Source organism: Ignavibacteria bacterium, assembly GCA_013177855.1.
Lineage (GTDB): Bacteria > Bacteroidota > Ignavibacteria > Ch128b > Ch128b > Ch128b.
The window spans coordinates 1,107,063-1,127,058 of sequence record JABLYA010000001.1 but is presented as its reverse complement, the minus strand read 5'-3'; the positions used below and the strand labels follow the sequence as shown (position 1 = coordinate 1,127,058).

19 protein-coding genes are annotated in these 19,996 nt (G+C 32.9%); 3 read left to right on the top strand and 16 right to left on the bottom strand.

Annotated elements, in window-relative coordinates; all coding sequences use genetic code 11:
* Positions 1 to 316: 316 nt before the first annotated feature.
* Entirely contained in the window at positions 317 to 1,114 is a 798-nt protein-coding gene (locus HPY57_04730; GenBank protein NPV11080.1) for a YIP1 family protein, read from the top strand.
* 164 nt (positions 1,115 to 1,278) lie between these two features.
* Here HPY57_04730 and HPY57_04725 read toward each other — a convergent pair whose 3' ends face one another.
* The 16 genes from HPY57_04725 to HPY57_04650 all read right to left on the bottom strand — a co-directional run bounded on the left by HPY57_04725 (position 1,279) and on the right by HPY57_04650 (position 16,598).
* Positions 1,279 to 3,027 (bottom strand): Na+:solute symporter, encoded by a 1,749-nt coding sequence (locus HPY57_04725; GenBank protein NPV11079.1) that lies wholly within the window; start codon positions 3,025 to 3,027, stop codon positions 1,279 to 1,281.
* A 23-nt stretch (positions 3,028 to 3,050) separates the two neighbouring features.
* Positions 3,051 to 4,487: a sodium/solute symporter gene (locus tag HPY57_04720; GenBank protein ID NPV11078.1), complete on the bottom strand. Its 1,437-nt coding sequence runs from the start codon at positions 4,485 to 4,487 to the stop codon at positions 3,051 to 3,053.
* A 13-nt stretch (positions 4,488 to 4,500) separates the two neighbouring features.
* A complete protein-coding gene (locus HPY57_04715) occupies positions 4,501 to 4,851 on the bottom strand; it encodes an STAS domain-containing protein (GenBank protein ID NPV11077.1) in 351 nt (116 codons plus the stop codon).
* A gap of 9 nt (positions 4,852 to 4,860) precedes the next feature.
* Positions 4,861 to 5,382 (bottom strand): hypothetical protein, encoded by a 522-nt coding sequence (locus HPY57_04710; protein ID NPV11076.1) that lies wholly within the window; start codon positions 5,380 to 5,382, stop codon positions 4,861 to 4,863.
* Between the two features lie 13 nt (positions 5,383 to 5,395).
* Complete coding sequence (gene ligA / locus HPY57_04705; protein ID NPV11075.1) at positions 5,396 to 7,441, bottom strand: NAD-dependent DNA ligase LigA; 2,046 nt, start codon at positions 7,439 to 7,441, stop codon at positions 5,396 to 5,398.
* Complete coding sequence (locus tag HPY57_04700; GenBank protein ID NPV11074.1) at positions 7,422 to 8,222, bottom strand: DUF4115 domain-containing protein; 801 nt, start codon at positions 8,220 to 8,222, stop codon at positions 7,422 to 7,424. The genes ligA and HPY57_04700 overlap by 20 nt, the downstream gene beginning before the upstream one ends.
* A gap of 68 nt (positions 8,223 to 8,290) precedes the next feature.
* A complete protein-coding gene (gene rsmB, locus HPY57_04695; GenBank protein ID NPV11073.1) occupies positions 8,291 to 9,646 on the bottom strand; it encodes a 16S rRNA (cytosine(967)-C(5))-methyltransferase RsmB in 1,356 nt (451 codons plus the stop codon).
* Between the two features lie 213 nt (positions 9,647 to 9,859).
* On the bottom strand, positions 9,860 to 11,122 hold the full coding sequence (locus HPY57_04690) for a glucose-1-phosphate thymidylyltransferase (protein ID NPV11072.1): 1,263 nt from the start codon (positions 11,120 to 11,122) through the stop codon (positions 9,860 to 9,862).
* 11 nt (positions 11,123 to 11,133) lie between these two features.
* The gene (gene nagB, locus HPY57_04685; protein ID NPV11071.1) at positions 11,134 to 11,877 is read right to left on the bottom strand and encodes a glucosamine-6-phosphate deaminase; all 744 of its coding nucleotides are present in this window, start codon (positions 11,875 to 11,877) and stop codon (positions 11,134 to 11,136) included.
* A gap of 60 nt (positions 11,878 to 11,937) precedes the next feature.
* Positions 11,938 to 12,147 carry a 50S ribosomal protein L31 gene (gene rpmE, locus HPY57_04680; protein ID NPV11070.1) on the bottom strand — a complete coding sequence of 70 codons (210 nt, stop codon included), beginning with the start codon at positions 12,145 to 12,147 and terminating at the stop codon, positions 11,938 to 11,940.
* A 79-nt stretch (positions 12,148 to 12,226) separates the two neighbouring features.
* Positions 12,227 to 13,276 carry an MCE family protein gene (locus HPY57_04675; GenBank protein ID NPV11069.1) on the bottom strand — a complete coding sequence of 350 codons (1,050 nt, stop codon included), beginning with the start codon at positions 13,274 to 13,276 and terminating at the stop codon, positions 12,227 to 12,229.
* A 14-nt stretch (positions 13,277 to 13,290) separates the two neighbouring features.
* Positions 13,291 to 14,019, bottom strand: coding sequence for an ABC transporter ATP-binding protein (locus HPY57_04670; GenBank protein ID NPV11068.1), 729 nt, complete (start codon positions 14,017 to 14,019; stop codon positions 13,291 to 13,293).
* Between the two features lie 5 nt (positions 14,020 to 14,024).
* A complete protein-coding gene (locus tag HPY57_04665) occupies positions 14,025 to 14,792 on the bottom strand; it encodes an ABC transporter permease (protein ID NPV11067.1) in 768 nt (255 codons plus the stop codon).
* Position 14,793: 1 nt separating this feature from the next.
* The gene (locus HPY57_04660; protein NPV11066.1) at positions 14,794 to 15,018 is read right to left on the bottom strand and encodes a hypothetical protein; all 225 of its coding nucleotides are present in this window, start codon (positions 15,016 to 15,018) and stop codon (positions 14,794 to 14,796) included.
* A gap of 129 nt (positions 15,019 to 15,147) precedes the next feature.
* On the bottom strand, positions 15,148 to 15,936 hold the full coding sequence (locus tag HPY57_04655; GenBank protein NPV11065.1) for an alpha/beta hydrolase: 789 nt from the start codon (positions 15,934 to 15,936) through the stop codon (positions 15,148 to 15,150).
* Positions 15,933 to 16,598, bottom strand: coding sequence for a hypothetical protein (locus HPY57_04650; protein ID NPV11064.1), 666 nt, complete (start codon positions 16,596 to 16,598; stop codon positions 15,933 to 15,935). Before HPY57_04650 ends, HPY57_04655 begins: the two co-directional genes overlap by 4 nt.
* Before the next feature lie 86 nt (positions 16,599 to 16,684).
* On the opposite strand from HPY57_04650, the gene HPY57_04645 reads away from it, so the two are divergent.
* Positions 16,685 to 17,446, top strand: coding sequence for a triose-phosphate isomerase (locus HPY57_04645; protein ID NPV11063.1), 762 nt, complete (start codon positions 16,685 to 16,687; stop codon positions 17,444 to 17,446).
* A gap of 80 nt (positions 17,447 to 17,526) precedes the next feature.
* Positions 17,527 to 19,995 (top strand): hypothetical protein, encoded by a 2,469-nt coding sequence (locus HPY57_04640; protein ID NPV11062.1) that lies wholly within the window; start codon positions 17,527 to 17,529, stop codon positions 19,993 to 19,995.
* The last annotated feature ends 1 nt before the right edge of the window (position 19,996 follow it).

The following is a 19,996-nucleotide window of genomic DNA, read 5'->3' as shown; positions in this document are numbered from 1 at the left end:
GATTAAGAAAATGATCTTATTAAAGTAATGGTTTTGAAATGATAAGAAAAACTACAAATACAACTACTCAAAGAAATTCGGCCGGGGATATAATTCTATTTGTTATTGTACTAATAATAACTTTTTTGTTTTTTATATCTTCTCAAATCTGGTCGTGATAGAATTAAAATAAATTAGGATGTATTTTCCGGAAAGTTCAGAGAAATTTGGCAATATTTCTCTGAACTTTTTGTTTTTTTATAGAAAATTAAATATCCCTACTCTCAAAAATTCCCTGCTTTATTTTTTTATATTTGAAGAAAAAGGAGTGATCTAAATGGATGAACAAATTCAAAACCAACAACCATCCGAAGAAATCTCAACTCAGGTTGAAGAGCTTACCTTTACAGACAAAATGGTTGGTGTTCTAACTGAACCAAGTAAAGTTTTCGAGAATGTAAAACTATTTGGTCCAAAATTCACTGATTGGTTCTTCCCATTATTAATTTTGATTGTATTGGTCATATTATCAAGTTACATAACTACATCAAATCCTGAAATTAAAGCAGAATTGGACCATCGGACTCGTCAGGCGACAGAGGAAAGGCTTGATAAATTAGTTAAGGAAGGAAAAATCACTCAGCAGCAAAAAGAAGAACAATTGGAACAGATTGAGAAATTTACTTCAGGTCCTGCAATGAGAGTTATTCAATATGTAAGTATTGTTATCTTTATGTTTGTTTTTACCTTTTTGCTTGCGGCAGTTTATTATTTAATCTGGATTTTTATTTTGAAAGGGGAGGGAAGTTATAATCACGCTTTAAGTGTTTACGGTCTTTCTTTGTTTATTAATATGATTGAAGTAATTCTTGTTGCAATTTTGTCTTTACTGATGGTTAAGTTGTTGAACAGCTTTAGTATTGCAGCATTTATTGATCTTGAGAAAGGCACAACCTTAAATTACATTCTTTCAAAAATTAATCCTTTTACTTTCTGGTGGTTGTATGTTCTTGGAGTTGGGCTGGGTAAAGTTTATTCAGTACCGAAAAATAAATCTCTCGTTACAATTTTTATCCTGTGGTTAATTTATGTTGTGATTGGAAAGTTTATCCCATTTTTATCTTTTGGGACATAATAACTTAGATATTTATTTGATGGATAAATTGTTACTCTGAAATTGATTTTGTTGAGATTTAAGTAACTTTTTGTTTTTCGAATTTGATAGTAAAAATGTCAGTCAGGTAATTAGTGCTTGACTGACATTTTTATTTTATAGAATAAATTTCCATCTGTTTGCAGCTATTCAAGCAACTTAAAATCATCAGAAAGATTACGGGCAATAATAACTATTGAAATAAGAGCTAAAACAAAATATATCAATGCTGTGAAGTAGTCGGCTAAGATTAAACTTCCAATTCCAAACAAAGTAGTATAAACTAAAATAACTCCAAGTATCCAGTTCAAAAACATTTTGCTAAAATTTGCTTCTTCTTTTATGTCTGGCAATTTTGATGAAATAGGCTTCCAAAGTTTTCCACCCGGATGAATTCTTTTATAAAATTCAATTAATACTTTTTCATCAGTTGGTTTAGTCAAAAAAGTTACAATCAGCCAGATAATCGTTGTTCCCGCAACTAAATAAAATAGAGAAGTTGGAAATTCAATTCCTAATAATCTTACAATTGGAAGCAGAATAAATGGAGCAAACATTGCAGATATTTCTGACCACGCATTTATCCTCCACCAATACCATCTTAAGATCAAAACTAAACCTAAACCTGCACCACATTCAATTATGAATTGCCAGGCACCAGAAATTTTATCGATAAACAAAGTCACAATAACCGAAATAATCATCAGCAAAATTGTCGCTATCCTTGAAATTAAAACATAATGTTTTTCTTTTTTCTCACGAGCAAGAAATCTTCTATAAAAATCATTAATTAAATAAGAAGTACCCCAATTTAACTGAGTTGCAATTGTCGACATATAAGCTGCAAAGAATGCAGCAATCAACAAACCTTTTAGACCAGCTGGTAAGAAATCACGAATTGCGTAAACATAACCCATCTTGGGGTTTAATTTCAAAAGCTGCTCAGGATAAATTATCATAACTCCTAAAGCTACTAAGATCCAGGGCCAGGGACGTAATGCATAATGTGCAATCTGGAAAAAGAGAGTAGCGAAAAGGGAATGTTTCTCGTTTTTAGCCGACATCATTCTTTGAGCAACATAGCCACCGCCACCGGGTTCGGCACCGGGATACCAGGATGCCCACCATTGAAGTCCTATATAAGCTAAAAACATTGTTGGAGTTAAAGCAAGTACATTTCCAAATGTAGAAGCCTCACTTGAGATTCTTGGGAAAAAATCAAAAACAAAATCGGGCAATTGAGCTTTCATTCCAGCTATACCGCCAACCTGAGACGAATTAACAACATAAATTGCAAGGATAATGCATCCAGTCATTGCAATTACGAATTGAACTGCATCAGTAATCACAACACCCCAGAGACCAGAAAGTGCTGAATAAATTGCAACAATAGTCATAGCGATTAATACATAAATAAAGACAGAATCTTCGGGCAGATTAAACATTCCAACTAAAACAGTAACCATTGCTTTATTGACCCATCCCATAATTATCACATTCATAAAAAGCCCTAAGTACAAAGCCCTGAATCCTCTAAGAAATTTTGCAGGTTTACCTGAATAACGAATCTCCGCAAATTCGACTTCGGTCATAATTCCAGCTCGACGCCAGAGTTTTGCAAAGAAAAACACAGTTAGTAATCCACCAAAAACATAATTCCACCACATCCAATTTCCTGAGATTCCATTTTTAACAACTAATTCAGTAACTGCAAGAGGAGTATCTGCTGCGAAAGTTGTTGCAACCATTGAAAGTCCCGCAAGATACCATGGAAGATTTCTACCGGAGAGGAAAAACTCGCTTGTATCTTTACCAGCTCTTCTTGAATAAATAATTGCAATAGAAAAACTAAGAATGAAATAAAGAACGATTATAAAGTAATCAATAAAAACCATATCGTCACCTCACTTAGATTTGTCTATTTTTTTTGTAAAGAAGCTAAGAAGGAACCAATAATTAAAGTTGCTGTAACTCCAATTAAAGTGAACCAGGTCCAGGCAGTCAATTTTAGTGAGATTACAGTAATCATCAGAAAGATACCAGCAACAAATCCAGCGAGAGCGTCTTCCTGACTTGCTTTTTTATTCAGTATACCGAGCAAGAATGTTCCAAGCAATCCGCCATAGGTGAAAGATGCGATACTTAAAGCAATTTCAACGACTGCTTGCGAACTTTCCATAAATAGAAATGCAACAAGGATTAATAATACAGCCCAAATAATTGTAATTAGTCTGGACGCAAAAAGCTTTTTCTTATCATCATCAAATTTCTTGAAATATGGGACTAAGATGTCCAATACAGTTGCTGATGAAAGCGAACTGATCGAACCTGCAAGAGTTGATAGTGCAGCAGCAAAAAGTCCAGCAATGATTAAACCTTTTAATCCAGTAGGAATAACATTAATGATAAAATAAGGGAATACTTCATCTGAACGCATATTTAATTTTCCATAGTAAACAAAAAGCAACACACCAACTAAAAGAAAAATTGCAAATTGAAAAACTATAATCACTCCACTTCCAATGATTGCCTTCTGGGCGTTTTTTAAATTTTTAGTTGCCAGTAAACGCTGAACTATTAATTGATCTGTTCCATGAGAAGCCATTGAAAGGAAAGCCCCTCCAATTATTCCAGCAATTAAAGTATAAGGTTTGGTAAAGAATGAAGATAAACCATCTGATAAACCAAGATTAATGAGATCAAATTTTTTGAATTCTGATGCAACGGAAATGATTTTTTCGAATCCTCCAGGAATAAGATTGATCAATAAAATTCCTGATACGAAGGCACCGCCTATATAGATCAAAAATTGAATCACATCAACCCAGATGATTCCACGCACTCCACCAAATGATGTGTAAAGCAAAGCTACAAGACCAATGATTAAAATTGCGAGCGGATAATCAATGTTAAGCATTAGTTTTAGAGGAATTGCAGTTGCGAAGAGTCTCACACCGTCTGCTGCTGTTCTTGTGAACATAAAAATTATTGACGCGAAACTTCTCGTTTTATATCCAAATCGATTTTCTAAAAAAGCGTAAGCTGTCGAAAGTTCTCCTTGAAAGTATGCAGGCAAGAAAAGGAATGCGACAATAATTCTTCCGAGTAAGTAGCCGAATGTTAATTGTAAGAAATTCAGATTGGTGAGATAAGCAAGTCCAGGAATAGAAATAAAAGTCAGTGTACTTGTTTCAGCTGCAACGATTGCAAAGCAAACAGCCCACCAAGGAACAACATCGGCACCTAAGAAATAATCTTTTATTGACTTCTGTTTTCCGCCAGAGATAATACCAACTACAGTAATTATAATTAAATAAGCAATGATGATAATATAATCAAAAGTGGAGGGAAGGATATTTTGCACTTCGCTACTCTAAGTTTTCTAATTCTTCAATTGCTTCTTCCTTTGAATTGCAAACTGGTAAAACATTTTCAAGGAAAGATATTTTAATGAGGTTATGAACTTTTTCGTTTACATTGATAAGTCTAATTGCGCCGCCTTTTTCTCTAATTTGTCTTTGAGCAAGAAGTAAAGCACTTAAGCCTGAGCTGTCACAAATTTCTACTTGTTCCAGATCAATTATTAATTTTCTTACATTTTCTGCCTGACATAGAATTGTAAATTCACCCTTCAATAATCCCGAGAGAGTAGAGTCCATTTTTCTCTCGTTAAGTTTGAATATTGTTATATCGTCGATGTGCTTTATTTCGAAATTCATAACGCTCCTTCAAAGTTTTAGTAGGAATAAGAAGTTCTCATAAATAGATCGAACATTTTCAATATTGTTAACTTTCATTACTAAGTTATTAAATAGCGTAGAATTTTTCCTGTATAATCCAAACTTAAACTTTGCATTTAGATTTTTAGTGATCCAGTAGTGGAAATTAGAGGCATCGAGATTGAAGTCAATGACTAAATCAAAATCTCTTTGTTGAAGACGATCAATTAAATTTCTGGTTGGAAGGTCAATGAAATTTTTATCCTTTTTAGAATAGAGAATAAAATTTTCTGATGGTTCAAAATTTAATTCCTTAAATAAAGAGGATTCAATTAGAAAGGAAATTTGCTTTGGAAAATTTTGAAGAACTCGAATAACAAAACTAATTTCTTTCAGCAGTTCTTTTTGTTCAGGGATTAGAACAAGAATATTTGAAGAATTCTTAAAAATGTTTCTGGCAGTGAAGTAATCGAATTGAGATTTCTGTTTTGAGTGAAGAAAAATTAGGAGTTGCTGAATAAGTGATTTCATTGAAAGGAAGTAGTTAATCTTTTATCATTTTCAAAAATTCTTCTTCGGATAAAATTGGAATGTTTAGTTTTTTTGCTTTATCGTATTTGGAGCCGGGGTCTTCACCAACAATTACATAAGATGTTTTTGAACTTACGCTGTCAGTTGTTCTTCCGCCATATTTTTCAATTAATTCTTTCGCTTCGTTGCGAGTCATTGATTTCAATGTTCCTGTGATAACGAACGTTTTACCCGCAAGTTTGTTTGAAACAGTTTTTTTCGTTGATGAAAAGTTTAATCCAAATGATTTAAGCTCCTCAATTAATTTTAGATTTCTTGGGTCTTTAAAGTACTCGACAATACTCTGACTTATAGTTTCTCCGATTTCAGGAATTTGTTGCAGCTCTTCGGGTGTAGCTTTCATTAATTCGTCAATTGATTTGAAATGAGCAACTAAGTCTTTTGCAACGCTCGCACCAACATGTCTGATACCTAATGCAAATAAAACTCGTTCGAAAGGTTGTTGCTTAGATTCCTCAATTGCTTTTAAAAGATTATCAACGCTTTTTTCACCAAAACCTTCGAGTTTAATTAATTGTTCTCTTTTATCTTTTAATCGATAAATGTCAGATGGAGAGTAAAGAAATCCAAGTTCAACGAATTTGTCTACGATAGCTTCACCAAGTCCTTCAATATCCATTGCTCCACGAGAAGCAAAATGAACAAGTCTCTGTTTAACCTGTTCAGGACAATCGTAATTCGGGCAGTAGTAAGCAACTTCCCCAGGTGGATTGACTAATTTAGTTCCACAGACTGGACACTTATCAGGAATTTCGAAAGGTTGGGATTTTGAGCTTCTTTCATCCAAAACTACTTCAACAACTTTTGGGATAATGTCTCCACCTTTTTCAATAATTACAGTATCACCAACGCGAATATCTTTTCTTTGAATTTCTTCAAAGTTGTGCAGTGTTGCTCGGCTAACTGTAGTGCCAGCAAGAAATACTGGCTCAAGTTCAGCAACTGGTGTAATTGTTCCTAATCTTCCAACTTGTAAAGTTATCGCTTTAAGTTTGGTTTTAGCTTTTTTTGCTTCGAATTTAAAAGCAGTTGCCCATCGAGGTGATTTCGCAACATTTCCCAGAATTTCTTGTTGTCTTAAACTGTTTACTTTAATTACAATTCCGTCAATATCATAAGGTAAAGTTTCGCGTTTCTCTTCCCATTCTTTACAATATTCGATTACTTCTTCAATTGTTGAGCAGAGTTTATAATGAGGATTAACCTTAAACCCAAGGCTTTTTAGGATTGAGAGATTTTCAAATTGTGATTTTAGTTCTTTTGTGTTTGATCTTAAATAATAGCAGAAAAGATTCAATGGTCTTTCTGCGACTTGTTTAGGGTCTTGAAGTTTTAAAGTGCCAGCTGTTGCATTTCTTGGATTTGCGAAAAGTTTCTCACCCAACTTAGCTCTTTCTTGATTTAGCGCTTCAAAATCATCGCGATTCATATAAACTTCGCCGCGGACTTCGATATCTTCAAAATCTTTTCTTTTAACTTCGTTAAATTTTAATCTTAATGGTAAAGATTTAATTGTTCTTAAATTGTTTGTAATGTCGTCTCCACGAGTTCCATCACCACGAGTGACTCCCTGAACAAATAAACCATGCCTATATTTCAAACTGATGGCAACACCATCAATTTTAAGCTCAGTAACGTATTCAATTTTTTCGCCTTCCGGTAAGCCTTCTTTTACTCTTCGATGAAAATCATAAAGTTCTTCGATCGAATAAGTGTTTGATAAAGAGAGCATCGGAACATCGTGAACAACAACTGGAAATTCTTTTGTTGGTTCTCCACCAACTCTTTGTGTCGGCGAATCAGGAGTGATTAAAAAAGGATACTTATTTTCAAGTTCAATTAATTCTTGCATCAGAAGGTCATATTCACGATCGGATATAGTGGGCTCATTCAAAACATAGTAATTATAATCATGTTGATGAATTAATTCTCTCAGCTCTTCTATTCGTTTGATGATCTCAGGACTAACTATTTCCTGATTACTGTTTTTTGAGCTCATTTTTGACCTGAATTAGTTTAAAACCTTCTTTATCAATTTTAAGTCTTTTGACAGAACCTTTTACGCCTGTAAATGGTAATTCAGTTTCATTAAGATAAAGTACGACCGCTCCAGCATTGCCCAATAATAATTGAAAATCATTTTTAGCTTTAAATTGTTTTTTATCTCCATTTCTAAGATAAACTTCTTCGATTTTTGAATCATCAATCTTTATTTGTATCCAAACTGAGTCATTTGCACTTATACCCAATGTCAAACTGTCATCCGATACAAAATTAGTAAAATTCTCGTTTTTATTTTCCTGGTTTTCTTCGAACATTACTTTTTGAGCATCAGAGGTTTTTTCAGACTGAGTTTTGCTTTCTTTATTTAACAACAATATGAGCATTAAAATAATCCCGAAGAGGGCAAAAGCAACGAAAACTAAGTTCTTGAATGTGAGAATGTTTGTTTTTCCAATCAGGAATTTTTCTGATTTAACTTCTTTTCTTTCATCTCTAAATTCTTCTAAATGAAATTTTTCTTCGCCCTCATCTTCGATTTTTGGTTTTGGATGGAGATGGTCCTCAAGCATCTCTAAAAACTTTTTTTCATCTCCACCAAGAAATTTTACATAAGTTTTAAGAAATGAGCGAACATAAACTTCTGGCAAAAAAGAAAAATTGTTTTGTTCAAGATATTCAAGATATTTGATATTGATGCGAGTCAGGTCGGAGAGTTCTTTAAGTGATAATCCTTTTAAGAGGCGAAGCTCTTTTAATTCTTTTCCAATATCATTCATTTCATTCCCGAACCTCCAGTTGTTGTTTTGAATCTTTTATTAAAAAAGAAAGCTCTCTACAATTGAAATTAATAAAGTCGAATTAATTTTGCTGAAAAACTTCCATCCATATCGTGAACATTTGGGTAAGTTACAATGCAGCCATTCTCATCAATTAAATCAGGATGAATATTTGGGTGATTTTTAACTAGTTCAAAGTTTGGATGTGTCTCAAGAAATTTTGAAATGATATCGAAATTCTCTTCAGGTTCGATTGTACAGGTGCTGTAAACCAATACTCCGCCGACTTTAACCAGAGTTGCAGCATTGTTGATTAATTTTGTCTGAGTAGCAGTAAGTCTTTTTATATCTTCCAGATCTTTTTTCCATTTAATTTCGGGTTTCTTTTTTAGGACACCGAGACCAGAGCAAGGCGCATCCAATAATACTTTATCAACTGGAGGTATTTGTAAAGTTTCACTATCCGCTTCAAGAAATTCAATGTTGGTGATCTTTAATCTCTCTACATTTTTTTTCATTAATTTAATTCGACTTTGATACTTATCAACTGCAATAATTTTTCCTTCATTGTTCATCAATTCAGCTAAATAAGTGCTTTTACCACCAGGAGCAGCACATAAATCAAGAACAGTCTCGCCAGGTTTAGGATCTAAAAGAATGCAGGGGAGGCCTGCACTTTCATCCTGAATTGAAAAGTATCCTTGTTGAAAGTAATTCCAGTCTGTGATGTTAGTTAAATGTAAGAGAACGAAAAAATGTTCGAGATATTTTGAAGGACGAAATTTGAGTTCTGCTTCTTCAAGTTTTTTAATGAATGATTCACGGTTTGTTAGAAGACGGTTAAATCTCAAAGTAAGTTTAGGTCTTTGATTATTTTCTTCCATCAATTTTTCAGTGAATTCTCTTCCGTATCTTTTAAGCCATCTTTTTACAAGCCAGTTTGGATGAGAATAATAAGTTCCTAAGTAATTGATTTCATCCTGTTCGGGGTCAGGATATCTGATTTCTGCTTCTTCGATAGTGCGAATGATATTTCTTAAAACAGCATTTACAAGATTTGCTGATTTTTCACCTTGAATTTTTTTGACAAATTCAACTGCTTCGTTGACAGCTGCATAATCAGGAATGTTATCAAGGAAAAGAATTTGATAAAGAGCAACGCGCATTGCATTTTTTAGATTAGGAATGCACTTTGAAAATTCTCCCTTATAAAAACCTCGAAGAATCCAATCAAGTCGTCGTTCCCAGCGAACAACTCCATGTACGATTTCATTAAGTAATGCTTTATCAGGACCAGATAAGTCGCCGTATTTGAGTTCGATATCAATTAATTTATCTAAATAAGCATCAGTCCTATCTACTCGATTAAGAATTTTAACAGCAATTCCGCGAGGTCCAACATACAAATCTTTTAATTCTTCCATTTTACTTTCACATTTTAGTTAATTCAACAAAAAACTTCTCAAGCATTGCAAAGTTAAAATTTAAAAAACTAATATTTAAGTTTTTAATCTAAATGTTTCTTCAATGAGTTAGGAAATAATCGGGAGTGGGGTTCTAATTTGTTGATAAGAAAGATTTAAAATAAAAAAGCGGAGACAATGAACTCCGCTTTGTATTGATTAGAAAGGGAATAACTAATTTGGCATTCCTCGTTTTCTTCTTTCTTCTCGTGTCAAATCGAAAACTTTACGAAGTAATTTTTCTTCGGCTAAAGACATTGTGATATTTCGTCTTGCCATAACTCTTTTTGCAACTTCAAGACTTCTTTCAAGATCATATGTTGTCAGCATATCTGCACCGCCCCACGAGAATGATGGAACATATTTGGGCGGTATACCTGAACCATAAATATTGCAAGATACTCCCACAACAGTCCCAGTATTAAACATTGTATTAATTCCAGTCTTTGAATGATCTCCCATTGTAAGTCCAACAAATTGAGAACCGCTGTCAATTAATTCGCCATTAATATAAACTTTTACACTTCCATAATTATTTTTCAAATCACTGTTGTTTGTATCGGCTCCAATATTTACCCATTTTCCTAAATAACTATGTCCTAAGAAACCTTCATGTTGTTTGTTCGAATGAGAATGAATAATACTGTTTTCTACCTCACCACCGACTTTACAAACTTCTCCAATTGAAGTTCCTTCATAAATCTTTGCTGATATTTTGATCTGACTTTTATCACCAATAAAAGCAGGACCTTCAATCACAGCATTTGGGAATATGGTTACATTTTTGCCAATATAGATGGGACCATTTTCAGCATCTAAAACTACTCCGGGCTTTACCTTTGTTCCTTCATCAATAAAAATATAATCTTCATTTAATAGGTGAACGCCATTGTAAATCTTTCCATTGATTTTTTTGTCTTTCGATTTAACTAAGTACTCAAAATCTTTTTCAATTTGTTCTGCATTATTGTTGACTAAATCCCAGGGATAATTGATTAGTTTTACATCAACCTGTTGCTTGAATAGACCATCAAAATCTGAAAGAGTAAATAAATCATGGAGAGAATTTTTTAGATCACTTAATTTTGAGCCACTTACTTTAGCCGCAATAATATATTCGCCATTCACATAAAGAATATCATTAGGATTATTCAAGTCAATTTTCTCAAGAAAATCGTTATCAGCTATTACTCTGCCATTAATAAATAAACATACATCCTCACTGCTGATTTGATTAATTTCATATTGAGGATAAATTTCTGTCAAATATTCGGCTAAGTAATTTCTGCAATGCAAAGTAACTTTGGCATTTGGAAAGTGTCTTAAAATTTTATCTTTTAATGTTAAGATTCCGCATCTCAACTCGTATGTTGGGCGTGTGTAAACTAAAGGTAATAATCTTGAATAATAGATGCCCTCAAAAATACAAATGTGCATAAAAGCCCTTCCTATCCGTTGTACTGTCTTTCTAATTTGGAAGCAGCATCTTTATCTACAATTACATAAGCTTTACGATGCATTTGAATTATTGAAGCCGGGCACATTGCAGTAATTGGACCTTCAATAGCTGCTTTTATTGCATCAGCTTTGTTTTTGCCATTTGCAAGTAAGATAATTTCTTTTGCTTCCATTATGGTGCCGATGCCCATAGTAATTGCGTATCTTGGAACTTCGTCAATTGATTTGAAAAATCTTGCGTTATCTTTAACCGTTTGTTCAGTTAAAGTTTTAATTCTTGTTCGTGAACCGAGTGAAGAACCAGGTTCATTAAAAGCGATATGACCATTTGCACCGATACCGAGGATTTGCAAATCAATTCCGCCAAATTTTTTGATTTGTTCTTCATACCATTCGCAGTGTGCTTCAATATCATCAGCCATTCCATTTGGCACGTGGATGTATCTTTTATCAATATTGATATGATTAAAAAGATTTACATCCATAAAATATCGATAGCTTTGATCATGGTGCGGAGGTAAACCGATATACTCATCTAAATTGAATGTAACGACTTTGGAAAAATCTAAGCCTTCTTCTTTGTGCATTCTGATGAGCTCTTTGTAAAGCCCAACGGGAGTACTTCCAGTAGCGAGACCAAGAACTAAGTTAGGTTTACGACGAAGACGAGCAGCAACTATTTTTGCAGCTTCTTTGCTCATCTCGTCGTAATTTTCTTTTATGATAACCAGCATCGGTTCGCTCCATTTTTGTTGATTTTTATTTTGGTAAGAGATGAGCTCGGTGAAAGAAGGTTATTGAGTAGCCTTTTTCCCGTATTTTTTCATGAATTTTTCAACGCGACCTGCTGAGTCAACTAATTTTTGTTTTCCAGTAAAAAACGGATGACAATTTGAGCAAATTTCTAATTTTAAATCTCCCGCTGTGGATCTTGTAACAAATGTATTACCACAAACGCAAGTAACAACCGATTTTCTATAAACTGGATGAATACCTTTCTTCATTTTTACTCCATTTTTTAAAATTTCCGTTGCAAAATACGAAACAGGATTTGCAAAAACAATTTGACCAGAATTTAAGGACTTATTCTTTCTTTATTGGTTCCAGGGGCACTCGTTTTTCAAGCTCTCTTAATTCTTGAATCCTTTTTTCCAGCTCTTTTTGTTGTTTCTTAATTTCTTCAAGTTTCATATCAAGTTCTCGTTCATACTCTGATCGTTCCCAGTATCCTCTTCTTTCAAAATAGCCTTTGAAAAGCCAGTTATGTTTCAGGGCTTCCATATTATCTGCAAATCTTTCAGCTCCGAGCCTTGCCTGATTAGCTGTTATAATTAAATTATTAATAATCGCTTTTACTGAGTCATAAGCACTTTTATCACTAACTAAAGCACCGAGCACACCTTCACCCTGATTGACTCTTAAAACGAGATTATCAACTTTCTTAACAATCGAATCAACTCCTGAAATAACATTAACAAGATTATTTCCAAGTCCGGTTACAACATTTGTAATTTCTTCAAGACTTGTAGTCAAGCCAATCATAGTTTGATTGGCAGTTTGAGTTGCTTGATCTAAACTCTGGTAAAGTTTCTTATCGTTCAAAAGTTTACCAATGGTTCCTTCGCCTTCGTTAACTTTTTTCAATGTAATAGAAAATTCTTTAGCAATTTCTTTGATATAATTTAAGATACCTTGAGTTTCTTCAACAATCTCGGCATAAGTTACAGTTGTCTTTGTTGGAAGAACATCACCATCTTCAACAGCAGGAACCTGACCACTTCCGCCGTAGATGATTAATACTTTGTTTCCAACCAATCCTTCTGTTTCAATGCTTGCTTTTGAATCTTTTTTAATGAATTGTTTAACATCTTTTCTGATTTTCATTGTGACTAAAATTTTACTCGTCGTATCGGAAATAAACTCAATTGATTTGACTGAGCCGACATCAATACCAGTTAGTCTGACTGGCGCACCTACTCTTAAACCTTCGACAGTTGGGAAGTAAGCTTTTAATTCAAAAGTTTCGAGAAATAGAAAATCTTTATTACCAATTATGAAAATTCCAATCACTAAAATTACTGTTCCCAGAAAAGTGAAAAGTCCCAGCCTCGCTCCTTTTAATTTACCATTCATATCAAAACTCCTTTTTAGTCCAACTTATTTGAAAGAAATTTTTGAGCAATATCAAGATTAGAATTAATCAATTCCTCCGATGTTCCTTCAAAAATGAATTTGCCTTTGTCCAGAAGTAAAATTTTATCAGCTGTGCTTAAAGCAACAACCATATCGTGAGTTACAACAATATTGGTCATCTGAAACTTTTTTTGCATATCTAAAATGAGCTTAGCAATTTCTTTCGAAGTAACTGGGTCAAGTCCTGTTGTAGGTTCATCATACAGCATAATTTTTGGATGGAGAATTAAAGCACGAGCAAGTCCAATTCTTTTTCGCATACCACCTGAAAGCTCTGAAGGCATTTTATCTATAGCTTCTTCCAGACCAACAAGTCTTAACATTTCTTTAACTCTTTCTTCAATTTCACCTTCTCGCATTTTCGTGTGTCTTATCAAAGGGAATGACAAGTTTTCTCTAACAGACATCGAGTCGTACAATGCAGCACTTTGAAAAAGAAAACCGATTTCTTTCCTGAGTTCGTTAAGCTCTTTGTGAGAAAGTTTCAGAATGTCATTACCATTTATAAAAATTTTTCCATCATCGGGTTCAAGCAAACGCACAATGCATTTCAATAAAACGCTTTTCCCTGTTCCACTTCTACCAAGAATTACATAAGTTTTTCCTTCAGGAACTTCAAAAGTTACTCCGTCAAGAACAATTAAATTTCCAAATCTTTTGTGAAGATTTTCAATTTTTATCATTTTAGTCAGGGAAAAATTATAAGAGTTATTCTAACAAGAATTGAATCAAAAAGCAGAATTAAAAGAGAAGAAATTACAACAGCAGTTGTGCTAGCTTTGCCGACTCCTTCAGTTCCTTTGCTCGCATTGAAGCCAAGATATGAACCAACGATTCCAACAATGAAACCAAAAACAAATGTCTTAGCAATGCCCGGAATTACATCAGAAAAGGTTACAGCTTCAAGGACAAGTTGAATGTAATATGCAAAAGTTAAATTTTGTGTAATTATTACTGCAATATATCCGCCAATTAAAGCGATAAAATCAACATAAACTGTAAGTAATGGAAGCATTAATGTCGTTGCAATTACTCGAGTGACAACCAGGAATCTAAATGGATCAACCGCAGAAACTTCCATTGCATCAATTTGTTCAGTCACTCTCATTGAACCGAGTTCGGCTCCAATACCCGAACCAACCCTTCCAGCAAAGATTAATGCAGTCAGAACAGGACCAAGTTCACGAATTACAGAGAGTGCAATTGTTCCTGGTAAAAACATTTCAGCACCAAATCGAGCGAGTACTGGCTGAGTTTGCATCCCCAAAACAAGTCCAATGATAAAACCAGTTACACTAACAATTGAAAAAGTTTTTACACCGAGTTCATCCATATGTTTTTTTATTTCGCCAATTTCATAAGGTGGGCGAAAAGCTTCTGCGAAAAATCTTATTGAAAATGCAGTTAAACCCCCGATTGTTAGAAAAAATTGATTTACTCTTTCCGTCAGGTTCATTTTATTCTATTCCTAAGGCAAAACTAATTTTTTTTGCTTCAAGGTTTTCTTCAAAAGTTATTGGAATTTTCGAAAAAGATTTTTCAATGAAATGCTGAAATTCTTCGAGTTCTTTTGGTGAATGTAATTTCGGATTGTATATGATTTTAATGAGTTTTATTGTGTAAGTATCAAGCTCTTTGAGCTTTTGAATATCATCTGCAATTTGAAGTTCGATGAAATCCATAAAAATATCCAGATTGATTATGCAATTTTTTACAAAATAATTAAAGGAATTAAATAATTCACTTTAATATTGTATAGAAATTAAAGAAACAAATTAATCGATTATGCCCCAAAAAGTAAAAATATGACCTTAGTTCTTAAGAAATTGTAAGATTGCCTGATTCACATTATCAGTGTCTTCAAGGTTTACCATATGACCAGCTACATCAGAAAAATAAAATTGTGCATTTTTAATTTTACTTACCATTAATTCAGCATTCTGGAGCGGACTTGCAAGATCACTTTTGCCATGGATTATCAAGACAGGTATTTCAATTTTTTCAAGAAAATCAACATAATCTTTCCGATCTCTCATTGCACCCAATGAACCAATTATTCCATTTAAGCTTGCTCGTTCCATTAGAATTGAGACCTTCTCAACAAGTCTAATATTTCTTTCCCAGGTTATTGGAGCAAATAAAATTTTCTTGAATGCTTCAATAACAGGTGTTTTTCCAGAAGTTTTTGCAGCCTGGATTAATTCATTGCGTCGGTTTTTTGCTGCTTCGTCATCAGCTTGTGCTTTAGTTGCAATCAAAATCGCTTTGGAGATTCTATCACCAAATCTTTCTAAAAGATTAAAGGTTATATAACCTCCCATACTCATACCTGCAACTACAAATTTTTGTATTCCCAAATTATCTGCCAGGCAGATGATATCATTTGCAAAATCATCCATAGTCCATTCCTGAATGTCTACCAAAGAATCTCCAAAACCTCGTAAGTCTGGGGCAATGACTTTGAAACCAGATGAGGATAAAAATTGAATTTGAGGTTCCCACATTCTATGATTTAAAGGAAACCCATGGATAAAAATTAAAGGCTCACCTTCACCCTCTACTCGTGCAAAAAGAGAACAGTTTGGAACATTATATTTCATTTATTGCCCTTTCTTTTTAAGTCCAGTGCAAAGTAAGAAATTGTTAATGATAAAACAAAAGCAAATTTACACATTAAGCTTTCGATAAAATTTATTGATTGTGGATAAATTAAAAGCGTTACAATCATTGGCAGCAGAAATGAGAGATATCCAAAAATCAAAATTGAGTTCTTCCTTTTTAGTGTTTTATCCTCTGAGGAGATTAAATTTTTAATTGCAAAATAGAGAGCAATTAAAATCGGCAAATAGTAAAATAAACCATAAAGAAAACCGAGAGGATAATGGTAAGATGCATAAATCACGCTGCACTCACGAACTCTAAATTGCTTAATTGTGAAGAAATAATAGAGGGTAAAAAATAAAGCAGGCGCAAAAATTACTCCTTCTAACTTTTTCAAATTAATTTTATTAACTCTGGCGATTAAAAGAAGTCCAGTTGGTGGTAAAAATGAAATACTGACAAAAGCAAGATAAACTGCAAAACCTTCTTTAAATCCCAAACCACAAATTAAAAATTCAAAGAATTGATAAAGTGCAAGAAGTGCAAGAATTACAACGCTCAAATTTTTATGTTTTGATTTAGAAAAATAAAGAACATTGATCAAGAGAACCAGCTCAATACAAAAAATCAATAATGAGAGAATTCCATTATAATTCTGCATTATTCAAACTCACTTTGTAAGCGTTAAGTTGTTTTGTAATTTTACAAAAATTTTTAACAAAAATAGAATAATATTAAGGAGTGATAATGCGGAAGAAACTTGTTGCTGGTAATTGGAAAATGTATAAAGATAAATCCGAAACAGCTGAATTAATTTCACAATTGAAGGAAAAACTAAAAGAAAATACTCCTGATGTGGAAATCGCAATTTGCCCACCTTTTACATCAATTGAACTTGCAGGTGAATTAATAAAAAATTCTCCGATTCATTTAGGCGCTCAAAATATGCACACTGAAATTGAGGGAGCCTACACTGGTGAAATTTCAGCGAAAATGCTTAAATCATTCGGAGTTGAATATGTAATTTTGGGTCACTCTGAAAGACGGACTTACTTTAAAGAAAGTGACGAGTTTATAAATCAAAAAATCAAAAGAGCAATTGAATTTGACATAAAACCAATCTTTTGTTTGGGAGAGACACTGGAAGAAAGAGAGGCAGGAAAAACTTTTGAAGTAGTTGAAAATCAACTTACAAAAGGACTTTCAGGTGTTTCAAGATTAGACCTTCGAAAAATAGTAATTGCTTATGAACCAGTCTGGGCAATTGGAACAGGTCGAACAGCAAGCCCTGAACAGGCTCAGGAAGTTCATTCTTTTTTGCGCAGAAAAATTGCCGAGCTTTTTGACTCAGAAATTTCTCAGGAAATTAAAATTCTTTATGGTGGAAGCGTTAAACCTGATAATGCAAAAAATTTATTCAAGCAACCAGATATTGACGGTGGTTTAATTGGAGGTGCATGTTTGAAAGCAGATTCATTTTATGAAATTATTCTTGCAGCTCAATTTTAGTTGCAGGCTTTAGGAAAAAATTGAATAAACTCTCTTCAAAAATTATTTTTGTTTGATGATACAATTAAGAGGGAATTAAAGTGTCAAGATATTTAGTAATTCTTTTTTTGCTTGCTTTAAATTTTGTTTATGGAGAAAATCTTGAATTTTCAATCAACGAAAATTCTTCAGGTCAAACAAGAAAACTTGTTCTTTTGAATAAAAACTGGATAGATAAAACTGATGAAGAACCAAAGAAATTAAATGTTCCATTCTGGGTTGATGATGATCAACTAATAATTGAGAAGAGATTCAAACTTAATGAGCAAAAAACTTTTTACAATTATTATTTGAAATTTGAAGGTATACGCGGACTTGAAGCAGTATATTTTAATGATGAAAGAATTCCTTTCGATCCAGTTGAATTAGAAGAATTTGAATTCAGGATACCATCGAATATTGTCAAAGAGAATGGAGAGAATTTTGTTAAGCTTATTCTTTCAAAGAAGATGCGACAGGTTGAGCAAAATGTTCTTGCAAGTAAAGTTGAATTGCCTGAAAGAAAAGCTGGAATTTATAAAGATGTTTATCTTGAAATTCTCCCTTCAATTTCGATTACAAACTTAAAGTTAACACCCGAGATTGATCAAAATCTCACAAATGGAAAAATAAATTTTAGAATCGAAATCTCTTCATCAAGACAGATACAGGCAGACTCATCAAAAAATTTAATGTTGATAATTAATGTCCTTGATCAAACTAACTCGAATTTAGTTGGTTCAATGACATTTAATCTGAATTTCACAGGAATGTCTAAAGTTCTGAATGGAGAATTAGTAATCAAAAATCCAATTTTGTGGGAAATTCAGAAACCGTACAATTACAGATTAGAAGTAAAATTATTCAGCACTAATGAATTTATTGATCAAATAAATTCGCAGGTTGGTTTTAGATATATTGAAGTTCGAGAGGGCAAAATTTTCTTAAACAAACATTCTTTGATTTTGAATGGTGTAACTTATTTTGAATCAAATGGAGTGAAAAATTCATTCTACAGATTAAGTGATTATGAGAGAGACATCAAACTAATTAAAGAATTAAATGTAAATGCAATTTTTGTAAAAAATTCTCTACCCTCCGATGAGTTAATTCAACAATGCGAGAAAAATGGAATTTTAGTTTTTGTTGATCTTGACAGCAAAATTTATCCTTCAAAATCATTTCAAACTTATGATCGAGATAAAAAACTTGATTTTATTTTTAATCATTATTCAAATTATGCGAGCTTTGTCGGTTTAAACTTTGGATTAATTTTTAGAGAATCAGAAATCCAAAGTCTTCATCAATTAATTAAAAAGTCGGAACAATCAAATCTAAATATTCTGAGATTTTTTGAAACTAATAATTTCACGATAAATCAATCTGGTAAATTTGATTTCATCGGTTACAATCTTTTACACAAGAATTTTGAAGAAATTAAAAAGTTCATCGAGAATTTTACTGAAGACAAACTTTTATTGGTGAGCTCCTTAGGATACAATCACGGACTTGAAGAGAAAGAAGGTTACTCGAATCCATATTCAATTCAAGCACAAGCTAAATTTCTTTCTGATGTTCTGGAATTATTGAAAGAAAGGAATGCTTCAGTTTTTATTCACACCTTTGCTGATTATCGTCTGCCTTATCATTCAATTATTTCTGGCAAAATTGATAATACATTAATGAAGACAGGTTTGGTTAATGAGTATCGCAATTCAAGAAAACTTTCGTATCAAGTTGTCAGAAGTTATTTCACTGACAATAAGCTGCCAATCATAATGCAGGGCAGTTACTCTGAAAAGGCTAATTATATTTATGCTTTCGCCGGATTGATCTTACTTGCATTAACAATTCTATCAATCAATTCAACTCATCGCTTTAAAGAAAATGTTTGGAGAGCAATTCTCAAGACATACAATTTCTTTTCTGATATTCGGGATGGTTGGATTATTTCTTCATTTCATTCCGTAATTCTTGCAGCTAATATTGCTCTCTCACTTGGCTTGATATATTCTGGTTTATTCTATTACTGGAAAGATAAAATCAATTTTGAACGCTTTGTATCTCTCTTTAATTCATTGACAACATTTGAGTTTATAAGCTACCTTGCCTGGCGACCAATTGAAGCAATTTTATATTTTACATTAATTGTGTTTCTCTGGATTCTATTTTTAACTCTTATTGTTCGATTTTTCAATCTTTTTGTAAGGAATAAAATATTCTTGAATCATTCTTTCCTAATTGTTGTTTGGAGTGCAATTCCATTTCTTATTCTTTTACCTTTTGGGATTGTTATTTTCAAAATTCTTTCGACTGAAAAATATAATCTTTTGATTTATGCAATTTTAATAATCTTTCATCTCTGGGCTTTCACAAGAACATTAAAGGGAATTTCGGTTGTCTTCGAAGTGAAAAAATCCAAAGTATATTTTGTGGCTCTTATATTCATTTTTATTACACTTGCAAGTTTAATTTTATATTTACAGATTAATTACAGGTCAATTGATTATTTAATGGAGTATTTCGTTTAGG